A 22,167-nucleotide genomic window follows, 5' to 3' on the forward strand; every position below is an offset into this window, starting at 1 on the left:
ACAGATTGGCGAAGCATATATGGTGTTAGCCGATGGCGATGATGCGTACTTCAACGACGCATTGGATTACTTCAACCGGTTGTGGGCAAAATATGAGACAACACCGCCTGTAGACACAAAAGTCAACCAAGCACTGACGTATGCAATCAGTCAGATCCAGACGATTCAAAGCTATATGCGAGCGAATAATCTGGAAATTCGTGAGACCGTTGGTGGTGGTGGCGGTGGTGAGTAATTGCCACATTCTACCCCTATAGCCTCGCTCGCCTGAGCGAGGTTCTTCTGAAGGGAGGGTGCTGGACAGCACCCTCCCTTTTTATGGGCATATTTCCCCTAATTCTGAATTCTGAAAATTGTGATTTAAACGATATCTGAGGAGCCTGCTAAAACAGTGTACGATGAATTAATAGCGTCCCCGCGCGTGCTACTCGGTCCAGGACCGAGCGAAGCCAATGCGCGGGTTCTTAAAGCAATGACGACCCCGATGCTGGGGTATTTAGATGCCGAATTTGTTCAAATCATGGATGACACGGTCGGGCTGCTCCGACGTGTCTTTGGAACCGAAAATAGGTTGACCTTACCGGTCTCGGGTACGGGTACCGCCGGAATGGAAGCCGCGCTTACTAATGTTATTGAACCTGGTGACAGCGTGGTTGTGGGTGTCAAAGGTTACTTCGGTGAACGAATAGCCGATATTGCTGCCCGATGTGGTGGTGTTGTAACAAGAGTAGAAGCAGAATGGGGCACACACATCCCCGCCGAAAAAATCGCTGAAGCGGTAACGAAAGTTTCCACACCAAAACTGGTTGCATTGGTACATGGGGAAACCTCTACAGGTATTCTGCAACCGCTACGAGATGCCGTTGAGATTACGCATCAAAGCGGTGCTCTTTTTTTGGCAGACTGTGTGACCAGTCTTGGAGGACAACCCGTAGAGATGGATGCTCTCGGCATTGATATTGCCTATAGTTGCACCCAAAAGTGTCTCGCCGGTCCACCCGGGCTTTCACCTATCAGTTTCAGCGAACGTGCTGTCGAAGTGATTCGGAACCGAAAAACACCTATCCAAAGTTTCTATCTTGACATGACGCTCCTCGAAAATTATTGGCACGGTGAGAAGCGGAGTTATCATCATACCGCCTCAATGTCACTGATCTACGCGTTGCGGGAAGCATTGCGTGTTGTGTTGGAAGAGGGGCTGAATACCCGCTATGAACGACATGAGCACAATGCTCGTGCGCTCCTTACCGGGGCAAAAGCAATCGGACTGCAACCGGCAGCCGAGGAGGGCTATCGCGCACCGATGCTCACGACCTTGCGCATCCCTGATGGCATAGATGATACAATTATTCGGAAAGGCTTAATTACCGACTATGGGATAGAAATCGGTGCTGGATTGGGTATTTTTGCTGGAAAGGCTTGGCGAATTGGACTGATGGGGGAATCGTCAAACCAACGAAATGTCATGCTTGTCCTTAATGCGTTAGAGAAACTGCTCATTGCGTCAGGACATAAAGTAGAACAAGGTACGGCTGTTCACGCAGCATCACAAGTTTATTAGTTATCAGTTGCCAAAAACAGAGGCGACAAAGCCTTGCGTCACAAGGTTCGTTCCTGATAACCGACACCTATTCCCACTCAATCGTGCTGGGCGGTTTTGAACTAATATCATAGACGACACGGTTGATGCCTTGCACCTCATTGATGATACGGTTGGAGATTCTGGCGAGCACATCCGTTGGTATGCGCGCCCAATCTGCGGTCATCGCATCGCTGCTCGTGACAGCACGGAGTGCGATTGCATTTTCATACGTCCGTGCATCCCCCATCACCCCGACACTTTTAACAGGCAGAAGAACAGCCAAAGCCTGCCAAATCTCGTCGTACAATCCCGCCTCTTTGATTTCAGAAATAAAGATAGCATCCGCTGAGCGGAGTACCTCCAACCGTTCGTGTGTTACTTCGCGCAAGATGCGGACAGCGAGACCCGGTCCCGGAAATGGATGTCGTCCAAGGACAGGCCAAGGCACATTCAGTTCTGCCCCGACCGCTCGTACCTCATCCTTAAAAAGTTCTTTGAAAGGTTCAAGCAACTCAAACGGCATGTCGGAGGGTAACCCACCGACATTATGATGTGTCTTGATTGTAGCCGACGGTCCTTTCACAGAGACACTCTCTATGACATCCGGATAGAGCGTGCCTTGTGCGAGGAACCGGAAGTCATGCTCCATTTCTGTCACTGTTGCTTTGAAGGTTTCAATGAATTGTGCGCCGATGACCTTTCGCTTCTCCTCGGGGTCAGTGATCCCTGCCAGTCCATTGAGAAACCGTTCCACTGCATCAACAGCGACAAGAGAGATACCGAGCTGCTCACAAGTTTTGAATACTTCGGCGGCCTCGTTTTTGCGAAGTAGCCCATTGTCAACGAAGACCGGCACGAGGGCATCACCGATTGCTTGATGGAGGAGCGTTGCCAGTACCATTGAATCAACGCCACCACTGACTGCACAAAGGACGCGTTCATTTCCGACTTGTGCCTGTATTTGTGCCGTGACTCTCGCAATAAAAGCGCGCATTGTCCACGTGTTGTGGCATCTACAAATATCACGCGCAAAGTTTGCCAAAATCCGATCGGCATCTTCAGTATGTTCAACCTCAGGATGAAATTGCAATCCGTAAAACGCACGTGCGGGATCCACCATAGCAGCAATCGGTGCGTTTTCTGTTTGTGCGATTATCTGGAATCCGACAGGTGGTTTGTCAATACGATCCCCGTGGCTCATCCAAGCAGAAAAACGTGAGGAAAGTCCTGCAAAGAGCGGATCGGTTGTGTTAAGAACTTGGAGCGGTGCGTGCCCATATTCTCGCTCAGCAGCTGGATGGACCTTTCCGCCTGCTAATAGTGCCGCCATGAGCTGCATCCCGTAGCAGATGCCTAATATCGGTGTCTCCAATTCAAAGAGTTTCGCGTCGACCTTTGGAGCATCAACTTCGTAGACACTTGCGGGTCCACCGCTGAGGATAATCCCTTTTGGCGCAATGGCTTCTATCTGCGACAGTGGTAGGGTATGTGGATAAATTTCGCAGTAGATGTTTTGCTCACGGACGCGTCGTGCGATAAGCTGCGTGTATTGTGAGCCGAAATCCAGAATAAGGATAGTCTCTTGCTGTGCGGATTCTGTTTTTGGACTATTGGTGTTACTCATATTTTAATGGATCGGACACTTTCGATTTCACGTGCAAGTATGGCTACTGTATGGCACTGTTTCGCAATCAATAATGACACCGGTCTGTGGCTCAAAGATTACACCGTACGCCCCAGCGGGAGCGAAATCGACATCGCTTGACATTGCCAAGCCAGTGTTTGCGTCCTCTAAATAGTAGCATCCATGATACGGATGCCCGGGTGTTTTGATGGACCGCAGATGGTAACAGTGGTTGTGGAACTGAATCGTATTCCCGTAAATGATGATATATCTGTCTCCAAACAGATGTATTGCGACCTGATGAACGAGATAAGGATCTTTGTGTTGCACGAGTTTCAGTTTGTCCCGATGATTATATCAATTCTACGATTCTGTTCTGCTCTGTCCGCGCCCTCTTTGACAATAGGCTGTGTCTCACCCAAACCGACAGCGGTAAGACGCTTTGGATCCATCCGTCCTGTATCAACAAGGAACTTCTTCACTGAGTCTGCCCGTCCTATACTTATGTTTCGATTGACATTCGCACTGCCCATAGAACTCATGTGTGCCTCAATACGGACTGAATAACTCTTGAATTTAGCCATCCGAAGGACTCTCGCGAGTTCATTAAATGTTGTGAAAAATTCTTCTCGGAGTTGCGTGCTGCCGTAAGGAAACACGTTCCCATTGATACGGATGAGTACACTATCTTTTTGTTCTTTGACGGTGGCTTGGGGAATCTGTCTTGACGCTTTCAGCAAATCCGCCTTCACCGATGTTGCGAGATGTGTGTTTGTAATGGCACGCTCAAGGTAATCGTTACCCTCCGCCGATTTCTCAATCGCGCTTTGATATTCTTTACTTGCCAACGCAGCGTTTGCTGTTACGTAAGCCGAATTGGCGAGTTCGTAGAGTTTTTCCTCTAACTGCGGGACCTGCGTCTGTGCTTGTGCGGAGAGTTTCTGTTTCAAGGCGTTGACGGCTTGCCGCGCCTCTGTTGCTTGTCTATCTAATTCCTTCTGGGCACGCTCAGTGAATTCCGCAACCTCCGCAATTGCGACGGCTTGGTCAGCTGCTTGTTGTGCCTGTTGCGCGGATTGTTGCGACTGTTCATAGCGATTCACTTCTAATTCCTGTTTCGCACGTTGCAGATGCGAACTCGCCTCCTGAAATTGCTTCGGGGCATGCTGATTGGCATTGAAGTATTGGGCACGCTGAATAATTACTTCTGTTTTCGCTATTGAGATTTGCGCGTTCGTCTTTGCTTCTGCTTCTGCTTCTCGGTTCTGCACCGCCAATCGATAGAGATTGTTAACCAGTGTCTGGGCATCAGTGGTGGCGTTCTCCACATCATGAAACATCTTCTGCTCAATCAGATTCACGATTGAGGCAATTGCTGCCTGAACACGTTCATAGTCAGCGGTCTCTTTAATAACGGGATGGATCTCTGTAGCAATATTGACGAGCGACTCTATGTTTACGAGTGGCACGCGCAGTTCAGCTTGGCGCAGTTTTGTTTTTAAATCAGCAATTTCAGATGAGAGCAAGTCTGTCTGTTGTTGTCCTTCATCCCGCGATCTCAAAGTACGCGCGAGCTGCTCTTCGGTGATCGCTTGACGGGTGCGCTCAATCTCGAGTTCATGCTCCAGTGACTTTATGGTTTGCTGATATATCTGTTCTCGAATGGCAACAACTTTTTGTTCGGCATGGTGTTGTCGCGCTTTTGCACTGGCAATCTGTGCGACCAATTCTGCCTGATACGCGAACTCCGCACTTTGGGGAATGTCTCCATTTTCCTGTGAATTCCGAGCGAAGTTCAGGAGTTTTACAGCCCTCCCGAACTCATCTGGAACCAAAGGTTCAGCTCCTAATTCTGCTGCATTATTAATCGCTTGCTGTGCGTCTTGAAATTGTGTCGCAAGCATAACTTCATCAATCTCTGGTGCGGTGCATCCGAAAACAATGAGGTACGTCAATAAGAATAGCAAACCGTAAAATTTCATCAGTTTTCCCCGTGTCATGCAAACCTTGGATTCCTGATTGCGTATTCACCCAGCCGGTACATAGCTATATCATTTGATTTTGTTAAAATTCTCGCAACGCATCAAGTTCAGCCTGTATAGCCTCAAGTCTCTGAAGCACTTCGCCGACGTTCTGTTCACTAAGCGTCAGCTGTGCTTGTGCTTCTTGAACGCGCGCTTCTTCGCGAATAGCAATAGCAGTTTCAGTTGCGATCCGTGCATGAAGGTATGCCCGAAGTGCCAATCGATATGCTCGCTCTGCATCGCCAGCCTTCATTGCGTTTTCAGCGGTAATCAACATCTCTTGAGCCGTACGTAGAGATGTCTCGGCGGTTTCTTGTGCTCCCATCGCGTTTGCGGAGGTGAGAGCCACCTGGGCATTCTCCATTGTTTCCACGGCGAGCTGTCGCAACTGCCCGCCACACCCTATCAATGCTGTTAGCGTGGTGAGACAGATGATCCATTTTATTGTTAATTTGTGCTGTCTGTTTTTCAAGCGTGTCATTTGTTGAGTGGATACGTTTAAGAAGAGGGTTAAAAAATTGTGTCAGAATACAATTCTTGTGGATTAAAAAAACCTCGCTTGGGGTGGTGCGCGCTGCAACACCCTAAGGCGAGGCTTCGGGTCCTTCGTTCCTGAGGTTGGTATATCCGCTAAAATTCAGGACGCTCTGTATAGACGCTCACCTTTCGACGATATTTGTCCTTTCGTTCAAACCATACGTATCCATCAATTTTTGAGAATAACGTATAGTCTCTTCCAACCCCAACGTTGTTTCCGGCGTGGATATGTGTTCCACGTTGTCGAGCGAGGATGCTTCCGGCGGTGACATAATGTCCAGAAAATCTTTTGACCCCGAGTCGTTTTCCAATACTGTCACGTCCGTTCCGAGTGCTTCCTCCGCCTTTCTTATGTGCCATCAGATTGCTCCTCTACCGCACCGATCGCGGTAATTTTCACGCGTGTAAATGATTGACGGTGTCCTAATTTGCGTTTGTAACCTTTACGACGTTTCGATTTGAACACAATCGTTTTCTTCGCGCGTGCCTGTTGAATCACCTCGGCTGTAACTGAAGTATTTTCAAGATAGGGCGAGCCGGTTTGTAACTGACCTTCATCGTCAACAACAACCAAAACGGATGGGAATGTGACACTGTCCCCAACATCTGCATCAAGTTTTTCAAGATCAATCAGGTTCCCCACTTCCACCCGATGCTGTTTCCCCCCGCTCGCAAAGACTGCATACATTTTTGAATATCACTCCTTTCTGCTTAAAATTATACCCTAAAAACGCGTCAATGTCAATTCAGACTTGCATTTTGTTTGCCTGTCCTGTTTCAGAAGACGTATTTTTCTCACGCTACAGGTACCGGTGCGTTAGTCTAAAAATAACTCTTCACCTTTCCCAACAAAGATTCGGTAATCTTCGAGGTGCAGGTCAGCATCGGGTTCGAGAACGAGATCTAATTTTAACGACTTCTTGAGTTCACGCAATTTATTTGCCATCTGCGATTTTATATGTGAGATGACATAGTCATTGGCGATAACACGCAATTCGGACTGGCGTGTTTGCTTATGCGCCATTTTTATTGCGCGCAGCAACTGAATGACGACGGTTTCAATAGATAGGATGGTGCCATGCCCGTCACAATAAGGGCACTCCTCCATCAGCAGGGTAGAGAGACTTGGCCGGGTGCGTTGGCGCGTCATCTCGACGAGTCCTAAATCTGAAAAATGGAGGATATTCGTACGGGCACGATCCTTTCGGAGTGCTTCTTGTAGCATCTTGAAGACTCGTTTCCGGTGCGATGCTTCTTCCATATCAATGAAATCAACGACAATAATCCCTCCTAAATCTCGTAACTGAATTTGACGGACGACCTCCTCAACAGCTTCAAGGTTGGCACTAAGAATGGTGTTATCTGGATCAGACTTTCCAACAAACCGCCCGGTGTTGACATCAATCGAAACCATAGCCTCAGTTTGCTGGATTATAATATGTCCACCACATTTGAGCCAAATTTTCTCACTCAGTGCATCTTTGAGTGCGCGTTCAACACCATAAGCGTCAAAGAGTGTTGCATTTTCCTGATAGAGCGAGACTCGAGATTCAAGGTTTGGCATAACAGAGGAAACATAATCTATTGTTTCCTTGTATCCCGCCTTTGAATCAATGAGCAGACGCTTGACATCCTTCGTTAGCATATCCCGGACGACTCTATTGGTGAAACTGAGGTCTTTACTCACCAGACTCGGTGCGGATTTTCGTTTTGCCCGCTCACAGGTCTGTTTCCATTGGTCGATTAAGTATCGAATTTCAGCGGTAAACTCGGTTTCATTCAAACCCTCAGCAGCAGTACGAATGATAAAACCACCTTCAACATCGGCTTTCACGGCTTTTGCCATGTTTCGGAGCCTGTCTCTTTCAGTGGCAGACTCAATTCGTCGTGATACTCCGATGTTGGAAGAATTGGGCATATAAACAACGTAGCGTCCGGGCAGTGTGATGTTACTGGTAACCCGCGCGCCCTTTGTCCCAATAGGCTCCTTACCGACTTGGACCAGAAGCTCCTGTTTTTTTGAAATAAGGTCGCTTATAAGAAATGGGAACCCACGTCCACCGCGTGTTTGCTTGGAGTGCTTTGCTTTCAAATCCAATACTGCAGTGTCCGTATGGGATTTTTGGTTTCCATTCTGTTTTCCATTTTCGTCTTCGTCTTCGTCAACGCTCTCGTATTTGAGATCCGAAATATGCAGGAAAGCATGTCGTTCCAACCCTATATCAACGAAAGCTACCTGCATACCAGGTAACACGTTCTCAACCCGACCTTTATAGAGATTGCCCAATGTTTGCGTCGCTGCTTTTCGTTCAATGTAAATTTCATTCAACACCCCCTCGTCAAGTACTGCACAACGTGTTTCATACTCATCGTCAGAAATAAGTATCTCCTTTTCCATCGTTACCTCCTATCGCGCTTCTTTTCCAAGAGGCACCTCGGTTAATTATCATGTCAAAAATCGGCAGCGTTGCAAAAAACAATAAGGACTTAGAAAATTACGTCCTGCGTTTTGTTCACGCGATGCAAGGCATGTGCCTCTTCAGTTAGGACTCCTCAGCAAATAAATCAACAAGCGTGAGGTTGCCCTTAGCGGGAGTCTACCAAATCAACCTGTATAGAAACTCTGTTTCCGTATGTTAGCGTTTTGCTGTTTCCCAAGACCGTTGACAAAGTCAATTTGATATAAATTATAGAACCGCGTGTTATCTATTCAGTTCCGAACTTGCAAACTGTACCTTACAGTCGCGGTGTCAGTGTTACGACGGGTGTTATCAGTTCTCCCATCGAAATACCACCGTGCTGGAACCCTCCTTGAAACTGCCGTTTATACTTATAAAAATCGTTTGGATAGACGAAATAATAATCGTCTTTCGCAAGAATGTAGTCCTTGCTAGCATTTTCCGCTGGTAACCGATATTCATGCGGGTTTCGCAGATAGACCGCCTCGCCCTCTTCGCACCCTAAATTAGAACCGATTTTGAATCGGAGGCTGGTAGTGGTCTCGCGATTACCGTAAGCACGGGTCGCACGGTTACAAAAGACAGAACCGTGGTCACTCGTGAGAACTACAGTTGCGTTTTGTGCCGCAATAATACGTAAAATATCAAAAAGTACCGAATGAGAAAACCATGAGCGCGCCAAAGCCCGGAAAGCGGATTCATCCGGTGCAAGCTGCTGTAGAACATCTGATTGTGAGCGCTGATGTGTCAAAATATCAATGAAGTTGATAACCAACGCTGAGAGGCTCACGCGTGTATTTGCCGAAACCCGCTTTTTGTAAGTGTTTCCACCGCGCGCGTCAAAAATCTTGAAGTACTGAAGCCCGGGTTTCAACTTAATGCCTCTACGTTTCAGATGTGCTTCGAGAAACTGGCGTTCGTACCGATTCGTGCTCGTGTCTCCATCAGATTCTTCTTGCCAATACTGTGGATACTGTTCCGCAATCTCTATTGGAAACAAACCACTGAAGAGGGCGTTCCGTGAGTACATTGTTGCACTCGGCAGGATTGAAAAACTATATTGGCGATCAATAGAGAAATAGGGGTACAAAAGTGGCTCTACTGCCAGCCAATGGTCTAGGCGGAAGCAGTCAACCACAATAAAATAGACAGATTTTCCGGCTTGAAGTTGGGGAATAACATATTGGTCTAGGATATTCACCGACAGCGATGGTGCGTCCGGGCTACCTTCGACCCAATCAGGATACCGTGATGCAACAAAATCCGAGAATTCGGTATTGCACTCCTTCTTCTGTGCAAGATGTGTTTCCTCCAACCCACCTTCGGCGAGTTTTTCAGACACCAAATCCCATTGCAATAGTTTCACATAGATGTTAACCCAGTCTTGCCAACTTGGTGCCGCATCCTTCATGGCACGGATAGCGTTAAAATCTGCCGTATACCGACTCGGAATTTGATCTATGACTATCTGCGGTTGATCCAAGACGCGCTTTAACGTTGAGACGATCTGGGCTACACCGATCGGTTTTACCAAGAAATCGTTTACCTGTTTGCCGAGTGCCTTCTCAATAAACTGTTCGTCGCTGGATTGGGTGACGAGAATGACTGGAATTTGTGGATTGATGGTACGGATTGCATCGAGCGTTGCCATTCCATCTTTACCGGGCATAACCTGGTCGAGCAGAACAGCACTATATTGCGTTTCACCGCGCGTTAAGAGCGCAATACCATCTTCGCCATTTGTTACAGGCGTAACAGCATAGCCTCTGTCGCGTAACACAAGAATATGCGGTTGCAACGCTTCTATTTCATCATCAATCCATAAGATTTGGTGTGTTTGTGACATACGTAAGTTTATAGAATCTGCTCAGATGCGGTATCATATCCAAATTAACATGCGCGAAAGCCTTCTTAACAGGCGTGGAACAAATGCCCAGATAATCGTTTACTTGACACCACCCGTTAATTTGGGTCTACGCAACTGGCAATCGAATTTCAAAAATTGTTCCGCCAGGACTCGTTTTAACGATCCGAATGCTTCCGTGATGATACTCGCGGATGATACGTTGTACGACTGTCAACCCGAGTCCCCACCCGTGTGCCTTAGTAGACATCCCGGGTTCAAAGATTTTTCGTTGATGCTCGCGGGCTATCCCGCTTCCATTGTCAGCATACCGGATAACAATATCGTTATGTCGTTTGTCGTGCGTTGGTTCAATCAGAATCCATCCTTCCGGTTTATCCATAGCATCCAATGAATTACGGATTAGGTTTTCAAACACCCAATGTAGCAATTGCGCGTTTGCGAGAGTGGACGGTACCTTATGTAGTATCAGTTGAATCTCAACACGGCGACTAATATGTGGTAGCCGTTTATCAAAATATGATCGAACTTCTTCAAATACTTCCTCTACATTCACTTGGGTTAGAGGGGGTTGCGTGCCAATCATACCGAAGCGTGCCGTTGTTTTCTGTAAACGCTCCAGATCGTTTTGCATACTCTCGGAAAGTTCAGTGAGTGTTATATCGTCTGTCTCTTTACTCCGGGCATGTAAGAGTTCTGCCCATGCCAGGAGCGACGAAATCGGTGTTCCGAGTTGATGTGCAGTCTCTTTAGCTAAGCCCCCCCAAATTGCCGAGTGTTCATAAGACTTTATCCGTTGGTAGACGAGGAAACAAACAATCCCAAATGCCAATAAAACCGTCGGGACTATAAACGGCACCACTAATAACCCATAGTATGGTTTACTTTCATAATAGAAGTATCCCTTGTGCCATTCGGGTGTTGTTTCAATCACAGAAGATGCGGGTGCGTTCTGAATGAAAATTTCCGCTCGCTCTCGCTGCTCCGCAGTTGCTTCCTCCGCAGTAATCACATTGCCCCATATCTGCCATTTCTGAGGTATACCGGCCGTATCAGTTATCACAAAAGGCAAGTGTTGCATTTCACTGGGTGCGGCATCACCGTAGTAAATATACCCCTTTAACTGCCTGTATTCAAGGAGCATGGGTATTTCGCGTGGCAGATGTTTTTTTTTCATACGCGCTAATGTTGACTGCAACAAGGCACTTTCATCTTCTGTTAACGAGATCTCCTCATTTTCGTTTACTTTGATGTCCAAACTGTCGATTTTTGCGTCTAATTGTTGGTCAACGCCTCGCGTGACTAAGACCTTTCCTTGCGCATCTGTAATGATAAACGAGAATGCCCGTGATCTGTCTTCAGCGAATGACTTTCTGACGATCTTAATTAATTTCTGTTGCAATCCCCGGTTGTCCACCGCCGGAAGTTCCGCTGCTAAATCCGCGAAGATGTCTATCTGGGCTTCTATATCAGCGTTTAATCGAGAGATTTGCTGAGTATAATGGAAGAACCCGAATATCAGTGTCCCCAATCCAACAATGAAGTAGACGAACATTAAGCGGGAGGTCGTATATCTGGGGATAATTCGACGATTCAGCCGCAATTTCGTATTCCTCCATACAAATTAGACGCGACATATCAACATATTTAATAGTACCACTTTTAAAATGAAATTGCAAATCTATTTTGTGCAAATCTATTTTGATTGTGGTTTCTCGTTCTGAAAAATTTATTCGATTCCTCGGATTTTGAACGCTTTTTCTCAATGACCAGAGCGATTAAAACCGCGTCCACCGCAGTGAAGCTCTATTTTTCTATACGTATAATGTTTGTTGCAATCCGTCTCTCTTTTCTTGAAAAAATCTGAAATTCCCAGAAGACTAAGAACTTTCGGTGAAATAACATATCATTTGACTTTTTTGATTAAATAGGGTAAAATGAAATTTATAATTTATAGGTTTTATATAGTGGAATGGAAACATTTGATGCTCAAAGCAATTACATTTGATTTTTGGCAAACCCTCTATGCAGATTCTGACAAGAATTGGCGAAAACGTCAGGCAATACGTGTTAAACGGTGTCATACGTATCTTTCAAACTGCGGTTATACTTGCCCACTGACTGACGTGGAATTCGGACTTGAAGAAGCCTACAACTTGGTGTCGTCTCTGTGGCATAAACACCGAGGGATATCGGTAAAACGGTGCATGGACCGATTCGCAGAGGTACTTCAGCTTCAACTTCAGGATGCCGATCTTGATCAGTTAATTGAGTGTCTTGGTGCAGCTTTTTTGGAAGCACCGCCGATTATAATGCCATACGTCAAACCGGTCATTTCTCGGCTGAGTAAAAGTTATCCACTTGGAATTATCTCAGACTCAGCACTGACCCCAGGCAGTTTTGCTCGGAAATTGATGGAACGTGACGGTATTCTGCAGTTCTTTACAGCATTCACTTTTTCCGATGAAACTGACTACACAAAGCCTCAAGTGGTCCAGTTCCATTCCACCTTAGCCGAATTGAATGCCAAACCAGCGGAAGCGGTGCACATCGGTGATATTTTCCGAACGGATATCGTCGGTGCGAAAAATGCTGGAATGAAGGCGATTCGTTTCGCAGGATTCAATAAAGGGGAAGGTGATGATATACTTAGCGATGCCGTCGTTGACGACTATAGAAAATTGGAAACTACGATTGCTGAGTTATCAAAATAAGGAACACCAGGGGGAAAAATGGCAAATGTATTAGTCACCGGCGGTACTGGATTCATAGGCACTCGGGTCTGTACTGCTCTTCATCAACAAGGTGATACGGTGCGCGTGTTATCTCGAAATCCAACACGTGCACAAACAAAATTACAATGGGCAAGGGAGTTCTACGGTTGGACCCCTGAAACTGAAAAACTTCCTTCGGAAGCGACATCAGATATAAACGCGGTAGTTCATTTAGCAGGTGAAACTATTGCGGGTAGGTGGAACACTGAAAAAAAGCGGCGGATACGGGACAGTCGAGTCCTTTCCACGCGCAATCTCGTCACTTCGTTTGAAACAGTAGGTACAAAGCCGGATGTGCTTGTCTGTGCCTCTGCAATTGGATATTATGGGGGCAGTGGCGACGAACACTTTACAGAGGTGTCCCCCGCTGGTACCGATTTTCTCGCCGAAGTCTGTCAAGAGTGGGAAGCAGAAGCGCAAAAGGCGATTGCGTTTGGAATTCGGGTAGTCATGATTCGTATTGGGCTTGTGCTTGGATTAGGTGGTGGGCTATTGGCACAGGTTCTCTTACCCTTTAAAATGGGAGTCGGCGGCATACTCGGCAGTGGTCAGCAGTGGATGTCTTGGATTCATGTTGACGATGTGGTAGGTATTGTACTGCACGCTTTAGAAAATGGTGAGATTAGCGGTCCGCTAAACGCGACAGCACCTGTTCCAGTTAAGAACACGGAGTTTACGAAAACGCTTGGGTCAGTGTTGCGCCGACCAACGCTGTTTCCAATGCCAAAATTTGGCTTGAGATTAATGATGGGTGAATTTGCGGATTTCGTTTTACTAAGTCAGAATGTGCTTCCAGAAAAGACGGAAGTCAGTGGCTATGACTTTCGCTATCGAACCCTTGAGCCAGCTTTGAGAGATTTGCTATAGACGCGCGGATATTGAAACCCACTCCTGCAACGCGGAATCCAAACGAAATATGAAGATTCGCGATGTCCTGCTTTCTGAATACGGAAAAGCCTCAAGCATACCTTCCCCTGTTAACCGGTTAATGACCGATTTTGCTATCGGTTTTCGAGATGGACGCGACATCAATCTCGGTGTCGGATATGTTAATGAACAGACGATTCCTCACCAACAGATTCAACTCGCCTGCGAAAGAGTCCTCGCTCAGCCCAAAAAGTACCGCGCTTCTCTTAATTACGGTGGTGCACAAGGTTCGCCAAACCTTATCGAATCGCTTAGAAGGTTTCATATTGAGAACCGGATTGGTGGTATAACCGAACAGAACCTAAAGAACCGAGATATTGTTATTGGTGCGAACGGCGCGACGAGTCTATTGGAGAGCATCACCCACCTCCTTCCTGCTGGCATTGTGGTTACCGCAGACCCGATGTATTATATCTACTGCAACGACTTAGAGCGGAAAGGCTTCAGTGTTATCGCGATACCAGAAGATGACGAAGGACTTGACACTGAAATTTTGAAGTCAAAACTTGCAGCCCTCGGTGACAAAAGAGAGGCTATCCGCTTCTTCTATGTGGTGACGGTTAACAATCCAACCTGCACCATCCTTTCCAACAACCGTAAGAGAGAATTGGTCGGTATCGTCACGCGGTTATCACACGAAATTGGACGGAAAATCCCACTCTTTTTTGACAATGCCTATAGCGACCTTGTGCATGACAGCAGCGTTGAACCTTTGGAGTCGGCGTTCCGCTATGATACACTTAGCATCGTGTATGAGGTTGGTACGTTGTCAAAGATCCTCGCCCCCGGACTGCGCATCGGCTATCTCATCGGTTCTAACGGTCGATTTCTCAATAGTATAATCCAGCGTACAAGCGACATTGGCTTTAGTGCCCCGTTAATCAATCAGGAAATCGTAAGCTATCTACTCGACCACGGAATTGAATCGCAAATTGAGAAAGTCAATAACGGATATCAGCAAAAGGCAAAACAGGTCAAAATATGGATGGCTGAACTACTCGGTGATAACCTTCAGGAGTGCCGAGGTGGAAGTGCTGGATTCTACTTTTACTTGACATTGGCAAATGTCGCAACGGGTTCAACCTCTGATTTCTTCAGGTTCTTGACGCGAACAACTGGACGGGAAGATGTTGATGGGCCTTTAGACTCTCAGTACCCCAAGGTGATTTACATCCCCGGTGAACACTGTGTCCATCCAAACGGCGAGATGATTGAGGTCGGGAAGCAGCAGTTACGTATATCCTACGGATTTGAGGAGCTTCCTCAGATTCATACTGCGTTGAAATTCATGAAATCCGCGATAGACTATAGTCAAGAAAATTTATAGTCTTCAATAGGCGCGTTTACAAGATAATATCCAGAAAGGAAATTGAGAATGCGACTGAAAGATAAAGTTGCGTTATTCGCCGGTGCCGGATCAAACATGAGTCGTGCGACTGCCTTGCTTTTTGCCCAAGAGGGTGCGAAGGTGGTGCTCGCTGCACGCACAACAGAGACAATGGAAGAAACAGCGGAACGTATCCGTGCCAATCGTGGTGATGTGCTAACGCATCAGACAGATCTAATGGGCGCAGCACAGGTAGATGCACTGGTTGACGCTGCTGTGGCGGAATTTGGCGGCATTGACTGTCTTATCCATGCTGCGGGTGGGTTCTTTTCAACAGAACACGATATTACTACGATGGAACCAGCGTATTGGGATGGCGCGTTACAAAACAACTTGCAAACGTTGTTCAATCCTGTACGCCGACTTGTCCCGATTTTAGAGGCGCGTGGCGGTGGATGTCTTATTACGATTTCCGCGGGCGAACGGGTGAGACAAGACGCAAACAGTGCTTACGCCGTAGCGAAGGCTGGAATGGTAGCAGCCGCGAAAAATCTCGCGAAAGAATTATACGATAAAAATATTCGGGTTCATGCGTTATGTCCGGGTATTATCTGGGATCCGTTGCCAGACGGAGAAATCGCTCCAGCAGCGACACAACTGGAACGGCTCGGTAACCCCATTGATGTGGCTTATGCAGCACTGTGGCTCTGCTCGGACGAGGCGGCGTGGGTTACAGGATTGGAATTGACGATTGATGGTGGCGATTCGCTATTCATTGATTCGCCAATTCGACGGGCGATTTTGGAATAACAGGATTGGGTTAAAAAATTTCGACACAAACAGGCAAGGGCGAGGCACGGAGACCTCGCCCTACAACAACAGTCGTTGGATTACCACTGTACCTGACAGAATTCTTCGTAATCAATCAGCTCGTGGATCGTGGGATTTTCACCACACATCGGGCAGCTGCTATCTTGACGAAGTTTCAGTCGCTTGAAATCCATCGATAACGCGTCGAAAAGCAGAAGGCTCCCGATCAACGGGTCGCCGATGTCCAGTAGGACTTTAATCGCTTCAACGGCTTGAATTGTTCCAATAATACCGGGCAACACACCAAAAACACCTGCCTCTTGACAGGTCGGTACCATTCCGGGTGGCGGTGGATCGGGATAGATGCATCGATAACAGGGTCCTTTGCCCGGATAGAGAACGGTGACCCGTCCTTCAAACTGGAAGATGCTGCCATGCACAACCGGCTTTCCCAACATAGCAGACGCATCATTGAGGAGGTAACGGGTCGGTATGTTGTCGCACCCATCGACAATTAGATCGTATTGTTCCAGAATTTGGAAGGCGTTTTCCGAGGTGATGCGTTCATTGTAAGGAACGACCTTGACATCGGGATTCATCTCTGCGATAGTGGCTTCTGCAGATTTCGTTTTCGGGATGCCGATGTCGCTCGTGCCGTGCAAGATCTGGCGTTGTAAATTACTGAGATCGACGACATCGTCGTCAATGATGCCGATTGTGCCGACCCCTGCCGCAGCGAGGTAAACTCCAACCGGAGAACCGAGTCCGCCTGCACCAATGAGAAGTACCTTCGATTCAAGGAGCCGCGTCTGCCCCATCCCACCTACTTCTTTGAGGATAATGTGTCGGCTGTAGCGTTCAATTTGTTCGTTGGTAAAATTAAACATCTTAGCCTCCGAGATTGGCAAGGAGTTCTGAAATCGGTTTATCCGAATTCGCAGAGATTCGTAGGGCGAACCGTTCGCGTGCATCTTCAGAGGTGCGTTCTATTGTGAAATCTCCATCGCCGTACATCTGCTGTAGGACCGGGCTTAGGTCTGCCTCAACGGCTGCTGCGGTTTCCTGTGTATTCGGTGCAATATGGCGGTTGTTTATCATAAACAGGAGGTCTGCCCCGTTGAAATGCACTGCGTTTTCCAACTCCGCCGATGCTTCGAGTTGTTCACACTTGGAAAGCACCTCTGTGAGTGCTTCGCGAATCTTTTCTGAGTTATCGCCTTCAACTGCCTGTTTCCGGTTGTAGAGGAAACCGTGTTCATGGTAAGCATTGTCAATACTATAGTTGGCTTGCTTCAAAATCAACAATACACCCGGTCCGGCATCAACATGAGAATAATCGGCGTAATTCAGATAGTCGTCCGAATCGGCTTCTTCCATCCAGTGGTTAAAGACTTTGATGAAGTTGGTATAGTTGATATTGCTATCTTCAGTTGTGAAGACCTTGATGTTAATCTGCTGTAGATCCATTCTGCTAAAAAATTTCCTTTCGTGAGAGGGTAAACAAGGCTATTAGAGATATCTATTCTCTATAAAAAACACCGAGACTTCTATTAGACTGCGAGTTCTTGGAGGTTCTGCCCATCAATGCTAACAACGGTAACCTGTGTCGCCTCTAACCAGAAAATCTCGCCTTTGCTGTTACAGACACAGACTAATGCGTACTCGCCTTCTTCCACATCAGCCATTAAATTTCCGAGAAACATGTTCGGTTTCGAGGATTGAAAGACCCCAAACCCCGCGCCGAGCAGACAGCAACGTTTGCCGGTCTCTTTATGTTTAACGATTGTTGCCATTTATTTGTCCGTAAGTGTGTTGCATTTTAGTGCCATTATCTCTACTTTCCACTTCTTTATTATACTGCAAGTTGGTAGGAAAGTCAACTTATTGTAATGAGATCGGTCCCTCTGCCACGCGCGCGGTTTCTCCTCCTAACTCGTCAGCATCAGTTTTGAGGTTAAAGTTTTCGCGCTCTATCGGTTTGATTGAAAGTTGATAGCCGAGTGCTTTAAGAACGATTCCCAGTGTGTCAATTAGAGGTACCTCCTCGTTGGATAAGACCTTTGAGAGAAGTTGTGGGTCCATATCAACCTGCTTGGCAACTTTGGAAACTCCGCCTTGTGCTTCAACAATAGTATCAAGAGCATCCTTGACGACAGCAGCCCCCCCGTAGATATAATAATCGTCGAGAATAGCTTGGAGATAACCGATTGCCCTTTCTCGATCTGCCAGTTTTTTAACGAGGTAATCACGCCATGTTCCCATTTTTTGCATTAGTGTGACTCCTTGTATTGCAACCAATAGGTTTTCGCACGTTCAATGTCGCGTGCTTGTGATGACTTGTCGCCACCACAGAGCAGAAGAACTATCATGCTACCTCCCATGCCAAAATAGATTCGATAACCTGGTCCGAAGTTGAGACGCAACTCACAGACACCGTCACCAACAGATTTATAATCACCAAAATTACCGAATTTAAGGCGGTTAGCGCGTGCCCGAATTCGATCTTGTGTGTTCACATCTCGAATTGATTCTAACCATTCTGTGAAAGGTTGCTGACCATTTGGCGTACGGTAGATTTGTATTTCTCGTGGATGTGCGTCAGGCATTCTTGGCTAATTTATTTTTTGTGTGCAACCCTTGGCTCTATACAGCGTAAATTTGAAAAATTTAGGCGATTGCCTAACCCACCCGTTTTGGGCGCGGGCGGCAATCGCCTTCTTGTGAAACTTAGCTTCGAGGAACCACAACCTTAGAGTCTACTCACCCTTCCGAATGGTGAGGCGGTAGTGCTTTCCAACCTTCTTCGTGTCAACAATCTCATAACTATCGTTTTGATAGGGAAATCACTTTTATTTTTCATTCTGTTTCCGAACCTGTTCAATTTGACGTATTTCGTTCAAAAACGTTTCTTTATCAAGTGTTTCCATCCATTTATGTCGTTCAACAGAATAATCGCCTTTTCCATCTTTGTGCTGAAATATCTTTTCTAAAAGCGCGTGAACATCTGGATTCCGACGACGGAGTTCTTCCATCTCACCTTCCAGCAGCTTTTGTATGTTCATGTTTATTAATCTCCTCTAACCATGTATAAGGATTTTCAACACGGACACGAAGTTGTAAACGGAAGCGTTTTGCTCTTCTAAGCATCCGATCATCTGTTGTTAGAAGGATATCCGCCCTACCTCTTTCAGCACAAGCGATATGCAAAGCGTCCAACCACTTAAATCCCAATGATTCTAATTGTGTTCCGCGTGCTATTTCTGCTATCCCAACTGTGACATTTTGGTCTGCGAGATCCAACAACACTTCCATTTCAGCACGTAACGTTTTATTGGGAGTTTTGCTGATCTCATTCACTAGGGCAGTGCTAATAAGCCACTGCCACTGTGTTGTGAAGAACCGAGCAAGGATTATCTTAACAGCCTCAGTTTCTTGATGAATCCGTGCTTGTGTCTGATCGTTAAAAAGACGATTTAAGCAACACGTATCAAGATATATCTTACAGTTCTGAAGAAGCGTCTGCACACATTCACTCTGTTAAACGGATCTGTTCTTGGTGAGCTGACTATCGCTACTTACCTATCCTTTTCGGTGCGGTAACAGTTTGTAGAGATAGGTTACAAACCTACCCCTACAAATGATAAAACACATTACACTTTACTCGCCCTTCCGAATGGTAAGGCGGTAGTGTTTTCCGACTTTTTTGGTGTCAACGACCTCATGCCCATCGTTGGTGAGGCTCTTCGGCACGTTCTCGATCGGTTCACCATCGTCAATGGTAATCTCAAGAAGTTGACCGAGGTCCATTGTTTCCAAGCGGACTTTTGCTTGGACATAATTGAATGGGCAGGCAACACCCTTGAGATCGAGGCTATCCACGATTTCCTCAACGGGTTTCTTCTCCTTGACAACCCTTGGCTTCCGTGCCGGTCGCGAGCGACGTGTTTTGCGACGACTCTCTTCCTCTTCTTCCTGCTTGATACGCATACGATTATACACGTTATGCGATTCTTCTACGAAGAGGGTGGCTTCTTCTACACGGCGATGCGCCAATTCGTGGTCGAAAGTAGAACTATCTTCTTCCGTAGCCTTAAACAGATGTGCTCCGAATCCTGCGAAGAAGTTACCCGGATCAAAGAAATGGGTGCGGAATTCGTTGACGGTGGTCGCGTCGTCAACATACTGCAAACCTACCGTTGTCAGAAGTCCGTCTGTGGCTCTGATCATTGCATCAAAAGCCAGTCCCGCGGAATCCTCATATTCACCCTTTTCCAAGTTCAAACCGGATTCATAGATAAGCCGATCTGCTTCTTCTAACTTCATAGAAACAAGTGCGATCACCTCTCCAGCACACTCACCGACACCGGTTTTGAGTTGATAGTCTTTCGTGTCACCTGTGTCAATATAGAATTCAGGTGCTTCCTCGTACGGGGGAATCTGATCGTACTTGGACAAGATCGTTTTGATCTCCACTTTACCGAGCCGTCCGACGTAATTGGTGAAGGTTTCGTCATCTTGCTTTTCATCGACATATTTTCCAGTCAATTCTTCAATGAACTCTGGAATATATTTGCCGTGGATTTTTCCCGTTGCAAGTCCGTAAGAACTGGCGTTTTCAATCATGTGTCCACCGAGTAGCACCAGGTAGACAGGCGCGATATGCCCTCCCACTCGTTTTGAAGAGCCAAAGAAGCCAATATTTGCGATGTGATGCTGTCCGCATGAGTTGGGGCAACCGCTAATTTTAATCCGAAAGTCCTTGATTTCATTCTGCACACCGGATTCAATGAAATGGCTTCGCAGATGCGCTGCCAACCCCCGTGAAGAAGAAACACCGAGTTTGCAAGAATCAGTGCCGGGGCAAGCGGTAATATCAACCATAGATTCTGCACCCGGATCGCCGAGACCGATTTCTTTCAATTCGCGATAGAGTGCGGGTAGATCCGTCATCGTCACCCAACGGAGAACGATGTTCTGCTCGACTGTGGCGCGGATGGTGTCTTTCACGTATTTCCGCGAAATATCTGCCAAAGCACGCGTCTGATCTGCGGTAATATCCCCAAGCGGTAGCGTAATCGTTACAAAAGCGTAGCCGGGTTGACTCTGTAACTGTACATTAGATTGATACCATTCTTCAAACCCTTCAGGTTTCGTGGTGCCATTGAGCTGCGTCGGTGCCTTGAGCGGACTCTCATCGTAGGCATCTAAATTATCCAAATATGCTGTCCATTCGGGGTCATGCCGTAGGGTTTCCCGATCTTCAAGCACCTGTTTGCGAAATTCTTCAATGCCGTATTTGGCGATAACAAACTTCAGACGTGCCTTATTCCGATTTCTGCGTTCCCCTAAACGGGTGAAGACTCTGCAAATTGATTGTGAAATTGGGAGGAGTTCCTCTGCCGGGACGAAATCGTCAAAGATTTTTGCCTGATGCGGGACCGCACCGAGACCGCCGCCAACATAGAGTTTGAAACCGCGTTTGACTTCCCCGTCTACCTCTTTGACCGCAGCAACCGCCCCGATGTCGTGCATATTTGCTAAGCCGCACGCGTGTTCTTCACATCCGGAAAATGCGATTTTGAACTTACGACCAAAGTTCTCCGCATCCGGGTGTCCCAAAAGAAACGCTGACAAAGCCTTCGAGTAGGGTGTTACATCAAACGTTTCATCATGGCATACACCACTGAGAGGGCATGCTGTGACGTTTCGCACGACATTGCCACACGCTTCTTTTGTTGTGATGTCAACGCTTGCGAGACGACGCATCAACTCAGCGGTGGTATTGATGTCTACGTAATGATATTGTACATCTTGACGCGTCGTAATGTGAATGATGTTATCCGAAAATTCTTCGGCAACATCTGCGAGCATTTCGAGCTGTGCCGCTGTAAGCCCTCCGAAGGGGATCTTGACACGGATCATCTGCGACCGGTCATCGCGCTGCCCATAAACGCCGCGCCGAAGTCTAAATTCAGTAAAGGTTGCCTCTTCCACTTGACCGGCTTGGAACCGATCGAGTTGAATCTCATAAATTTCAATTTCGCGGGCAACATCCGGCGGGATTGCCGAGGCATCGTAAGCTCCCGCGTATTCAATAGCCATCCTGTACTCCTTATACTAACCTCAAGTTCATAGTCTGCATTACATTAATTGATGTCCGCTGTTTTCTATTTAGGGAAGCTTGCAAGCCGATATTGCATAGCATCTCCGAGTAGAAACCCTTTAAATAGTACAGTATA

At 46.9% G+C, this 22,167-nt stretch carries 23 protein-coding genes; 6 read left to right on the top strand and 17 right to left on the bottom strand.

The genetic code is table 11. The features are described from left to right. Together OXH39_23515 and OXH39_23520 are read left to right on the top strand one after the other, a co-directional pair. On the top strand, window positions 1-235 hold a 235-nt coding region (locus OXH39_23515), incomplete at its 5' end, for a hypothetical protein (protein ID MCY3553439.1). A 156-nt stretch (window positions 236-391) separates the two neighbouring features. After that, window positions 392-1,561: an alanine--glyoxylate aminotransferase family protein gene (locus OXH39_23520; protein ID MCY3553440.1), complete on the top strand. Its 1,170-nt coding sequence runs from the start codon at window positions 392-394 to the stop codon at window positions 1,559-1,561. A 67-nt stretch (window positions 1,562-1,628) separates the two neighbouring features. Here the strand turns inward: OXH39_23520 and guaA are convergent, their stop codons facing one another. The 9 genes from guaA to OXH39_23565 all read right to left on the bottom strand — a co-directional run bounded on the left by guaA (window position 1,629) and on the right by OXH39_23565 (window position 11,693). Continuing rightward, window positions 1,629-3,206, bottom strand: a complete 1,578-nt coding sequence (gene guaA / locus OXH39_23525; GenBank protein ID MCY3553441.1) for a glutamine-hydrolyzing GMP synthase — start codon at window positions 3,204-3,206, stop codon at window positions 1,629-1,631. Window positions 3,207-3,233: 27 nt separating this feature from the next. Further along, the gene (locus OXH39_23530; protein MCY3553442.1) at window positions 3,234-3,536 is read right to left on the bottom strand and encodes a hypothetical protein; all 303 of its coding nucleotides are present in this window, start codon (window positions 3,534-3,536) and stop codon (window positions 3,234-3,236) included. A 5-nt stretch (window positions 3,537-3,541) separates the two neighbouring features. Continuing rightward, window positions 3,542-5,188: an OmpA family protein gene (locus tag OXH39_23535; GenBank protein ID MCY3553443.1), complete on the bottom strand. Its 1,647-nt coding sequence runs from the start codon at window positions 5,186-5,188 to the stop codon at window positions 3,542-3,544. Between the two features lie 82 nt (window positions 5,189-5,270). Continuing rightward, window positions 5,271-5,711: a DUF4398 domain-containing protein gene (locus OXH39_23540; GenBank protein ID MCY3553444.1), complete on the bottom strand. Its 441-nt coding sequence runs from the start codon at window positions 5,709-5,711 to the stop codon at window positions 5,271-5,273. A 149-nt stretch (window positions 5,712-5,860) separates the two neighbouring features. Then, window positions 5,861-6,127 carry a 50S ribosomal protein L27 gene (gene rpmA, locus OXH39_23545; protein MCY3553445.1) on the bottom strand — a complete coding sequence of 89 codons (267 nt, stop codon included), beginning with the start codon at window positions 6,125-6,127 and terminating at the stop codon, window positions 5,861-5,863. Continuing rightward, on the bottom strand, window positions 6,117-6,455 hold the full coding sequence (gene rplU / locus OXH39_23550) for a 50S ribosomal protein L21 (GenBank protein MCY3553446.1): 339 nt from the start codon (window positions 6,453-6,455) through the stop codon (window positions 6,117-6,119). Before rplU ends, rpmA begins: the two co-directional genes overlap by 11 nt. Before the next feature lie 129 nt (window positions 6,456-6,584). Beyond that, entirely contained in the window at window positions 6,585-8,165 is a 1,581-nt protein-coding gene (locus tag OXH39_23555) for an Rne/Rng family ribonuclease (protein MCY3553447.1), read from the bottom strand. Window positions 8,166-8,503: 338 nt separating this feature from the next. Next, on the bottom strand, window positions 8,504-10,072 hold the full coding sequence (locus tag OXH39_23560; GenBank protein ID MCY3553448.1) for a bifunctional response regulator/alkaline phosphatase family protein: 1,569 nt from the start codon (window positions 10,070-10,072) through the stop codon (window positions 8,504-8,506). 127 nt (window positions 10,073-10,199) lie between these two features. Further along, complete coding sequence (locus OXH39_23565; GenBank protein MCY3553449.1) at window positions 10,200-11,693, bottom strand: HAMP domain-containing sensor histidine kinase; 1,494 nt, start codon at window positions 11,691-11,693, stop codon at window positions 10,200-10,202. 382 nt (window positions 11,694-12,075) lie between these two features. Here OXH39_23565 and OXH39_23570 point away from each other — a divergent pair, with 382 nt between their 5' ends. From OXH39_23570 to OXH39_23585, 4 genes are read left to right on the top strand one after another with little or no spacing between them, the layout of a single operon-like run. Then, entirely contained in the window at window positions 12,076-12,804 is a 729-nt protein-coding gene (locus OXH39_23570; GenBank protein ID MCY3553450.1) for an HAD family hydrolase, read from the top strand. 18 nt (window positions 12,805-12,822) lie between these two features. After that, window positions 12,823-13,731, top strand: a complete 909-nt coding sequence (locus tag OXH39_23575) for a TIGR01777 family oxidoreductase (GenBank protein MCY3553451.1) — start codon at window positions 12,823-12,825, stop codon at window positions 13,729-13,731. Between the two features lie 49 nt (window positions 13,732-13,780). Next, window positions 13,781-15,118 carry a pyridoxal phosphate-dependent aminotransferase gene (locus OXH39_23580; protein ID MCY3553452.1) on the top strand — a complete coding sequence of 446 codons (1,338 nt, stop codon included), beginning with the start codon at window positions 13,781-13,783 and terminating at the stop codon, window positions 15,116-15,118. 48 nt (window positions 15,119-15,166) lie between these two features. Continuing rightward, the gene (locus OXH39_23585) at window positions 15,167-15,928 is read left to right on the top strand and encodes an SDR family NAD(P)-dependent oxidoreductase (protein ID MCY3553453.1); all 762 of its coding nucleotides are present in this window, start codon (window positions 15,167-15,169) and stop codon (window positions 15,926-15,928) included. Between the two features lie 80 nt (window positions 15,929-16,008). Here OXH39_23585 and moeB read toward each other — a convergent pair whose 3' ends face one another. The 8 genes from moeB to OXH39_23625 form a co-directional block, all read right to left on the bottom strand. Beyond that, window positions 16,009-16,815 (bottom strand): molybdopterin-synthase adenylyltransferase MoeB, encoded by an 807-nt coding sequence (gene moeB, locus OXH39_23590; GenBank protein MCY3553454.1) that lies wholly within the window; start codon window positions 16,813-16,815, stop codon window positions 16,009-16,011. 1 nt (window position 16,816) lies between these two features. After that, a complete protein-coding gene (locus tag OXH39_23595; protein ID MCY3553455.1) occupies window positions 16,817-17,395 on the bottom strand; it encodes a hypothetical protein in 579 nt (192 codons plus the stop codon). An 83-nt stretch (window positions 17,396-17,478) separates the two neighbouring features. Next, window positions 17,479-17,721, bottom strand: coding sequence for a hypothetical protein (locus OXH39_23600; protein ID MCY3553456.1), 243 nt, complete (start codon window positions 17,719-17,721; stop codon window positions 17,479-17,481). Window positions 17,722-17,809: 88 nt separating this feature from the next. Then, window positions 17,810-18,199: a hypothetical protein gene (locus tag OXH39_23605; protein ID MCY3553457.1), complete on the bottom strand. Its 390-nt coding sequence runs from the start codon at window positions 18,197-18,199 to the stop codon at window positions 17,810-17,812. Beyond that, window positions 18,199-18,534, bottom strand: a complete 336-nt coding sequence (locus OXH39_23610; GenBank protein ID MCY3553458.1) for a type II toxin-antitoxin system RelE/ParE family toxin — start codon at window positions 18,532-18,534, stop codon at window positions 18,199-18,201. Before OXH39_23610 ends, OXH39_23605 begins: the two co-directional genes overlap by 1 nt. 243 nt (window positions 18,535-18,777) lie before the next feature. Then, window positions 18,778-18,990 carry a hypothetical protein gene (locus OXH39_23615; protein MCY3553459.1) on the bottom strand — a complete coding sequence of 71 codons (213 nt, stop codon included), beginning with the start codon at window positions 18,988-18,990 and terminating at the stop codon, window positions 18,778-18,780. Continuing rightward, window positions 18,962-19,453, bottom strand: a complete 492-nt coding sequence (locus OXH39_23620) for a PIN domain-containing protein (GenBank protein MCY3553460.1) — start codon at window positions 19,451-19,453, stop codon at window positions 18,962-18,964. The genes OXH39_23615 and OXH39_23620 overlap by 29 nt, the downstream gene beginning before the upstream one ends. Window positions 19,454-19,585: 132 nt before the next feature. Further along, window positions 19,586-22,030, bottom strand: a complete 2,445-nt coding sequence (locus OXH39_23625; protein MCY3553461.1) for a sulfurtransferase TusA family protein — start codon at window positions 22,028-22,030, stop codon at window positions 19,586-19,588. Window positions 22,031-22,167: the final 137 nt, after the last annotated feature.

It is taken from the genome of Candidatus Poribacteria bacterium, from assembly GCA_026702755.1.
In the GTDB taxonomy this organism is placed as follows: domain Bacteria; phylum Poribacteria; class WGA-4E; order WGA-4E; family WGA-3G; genus WGA-3G.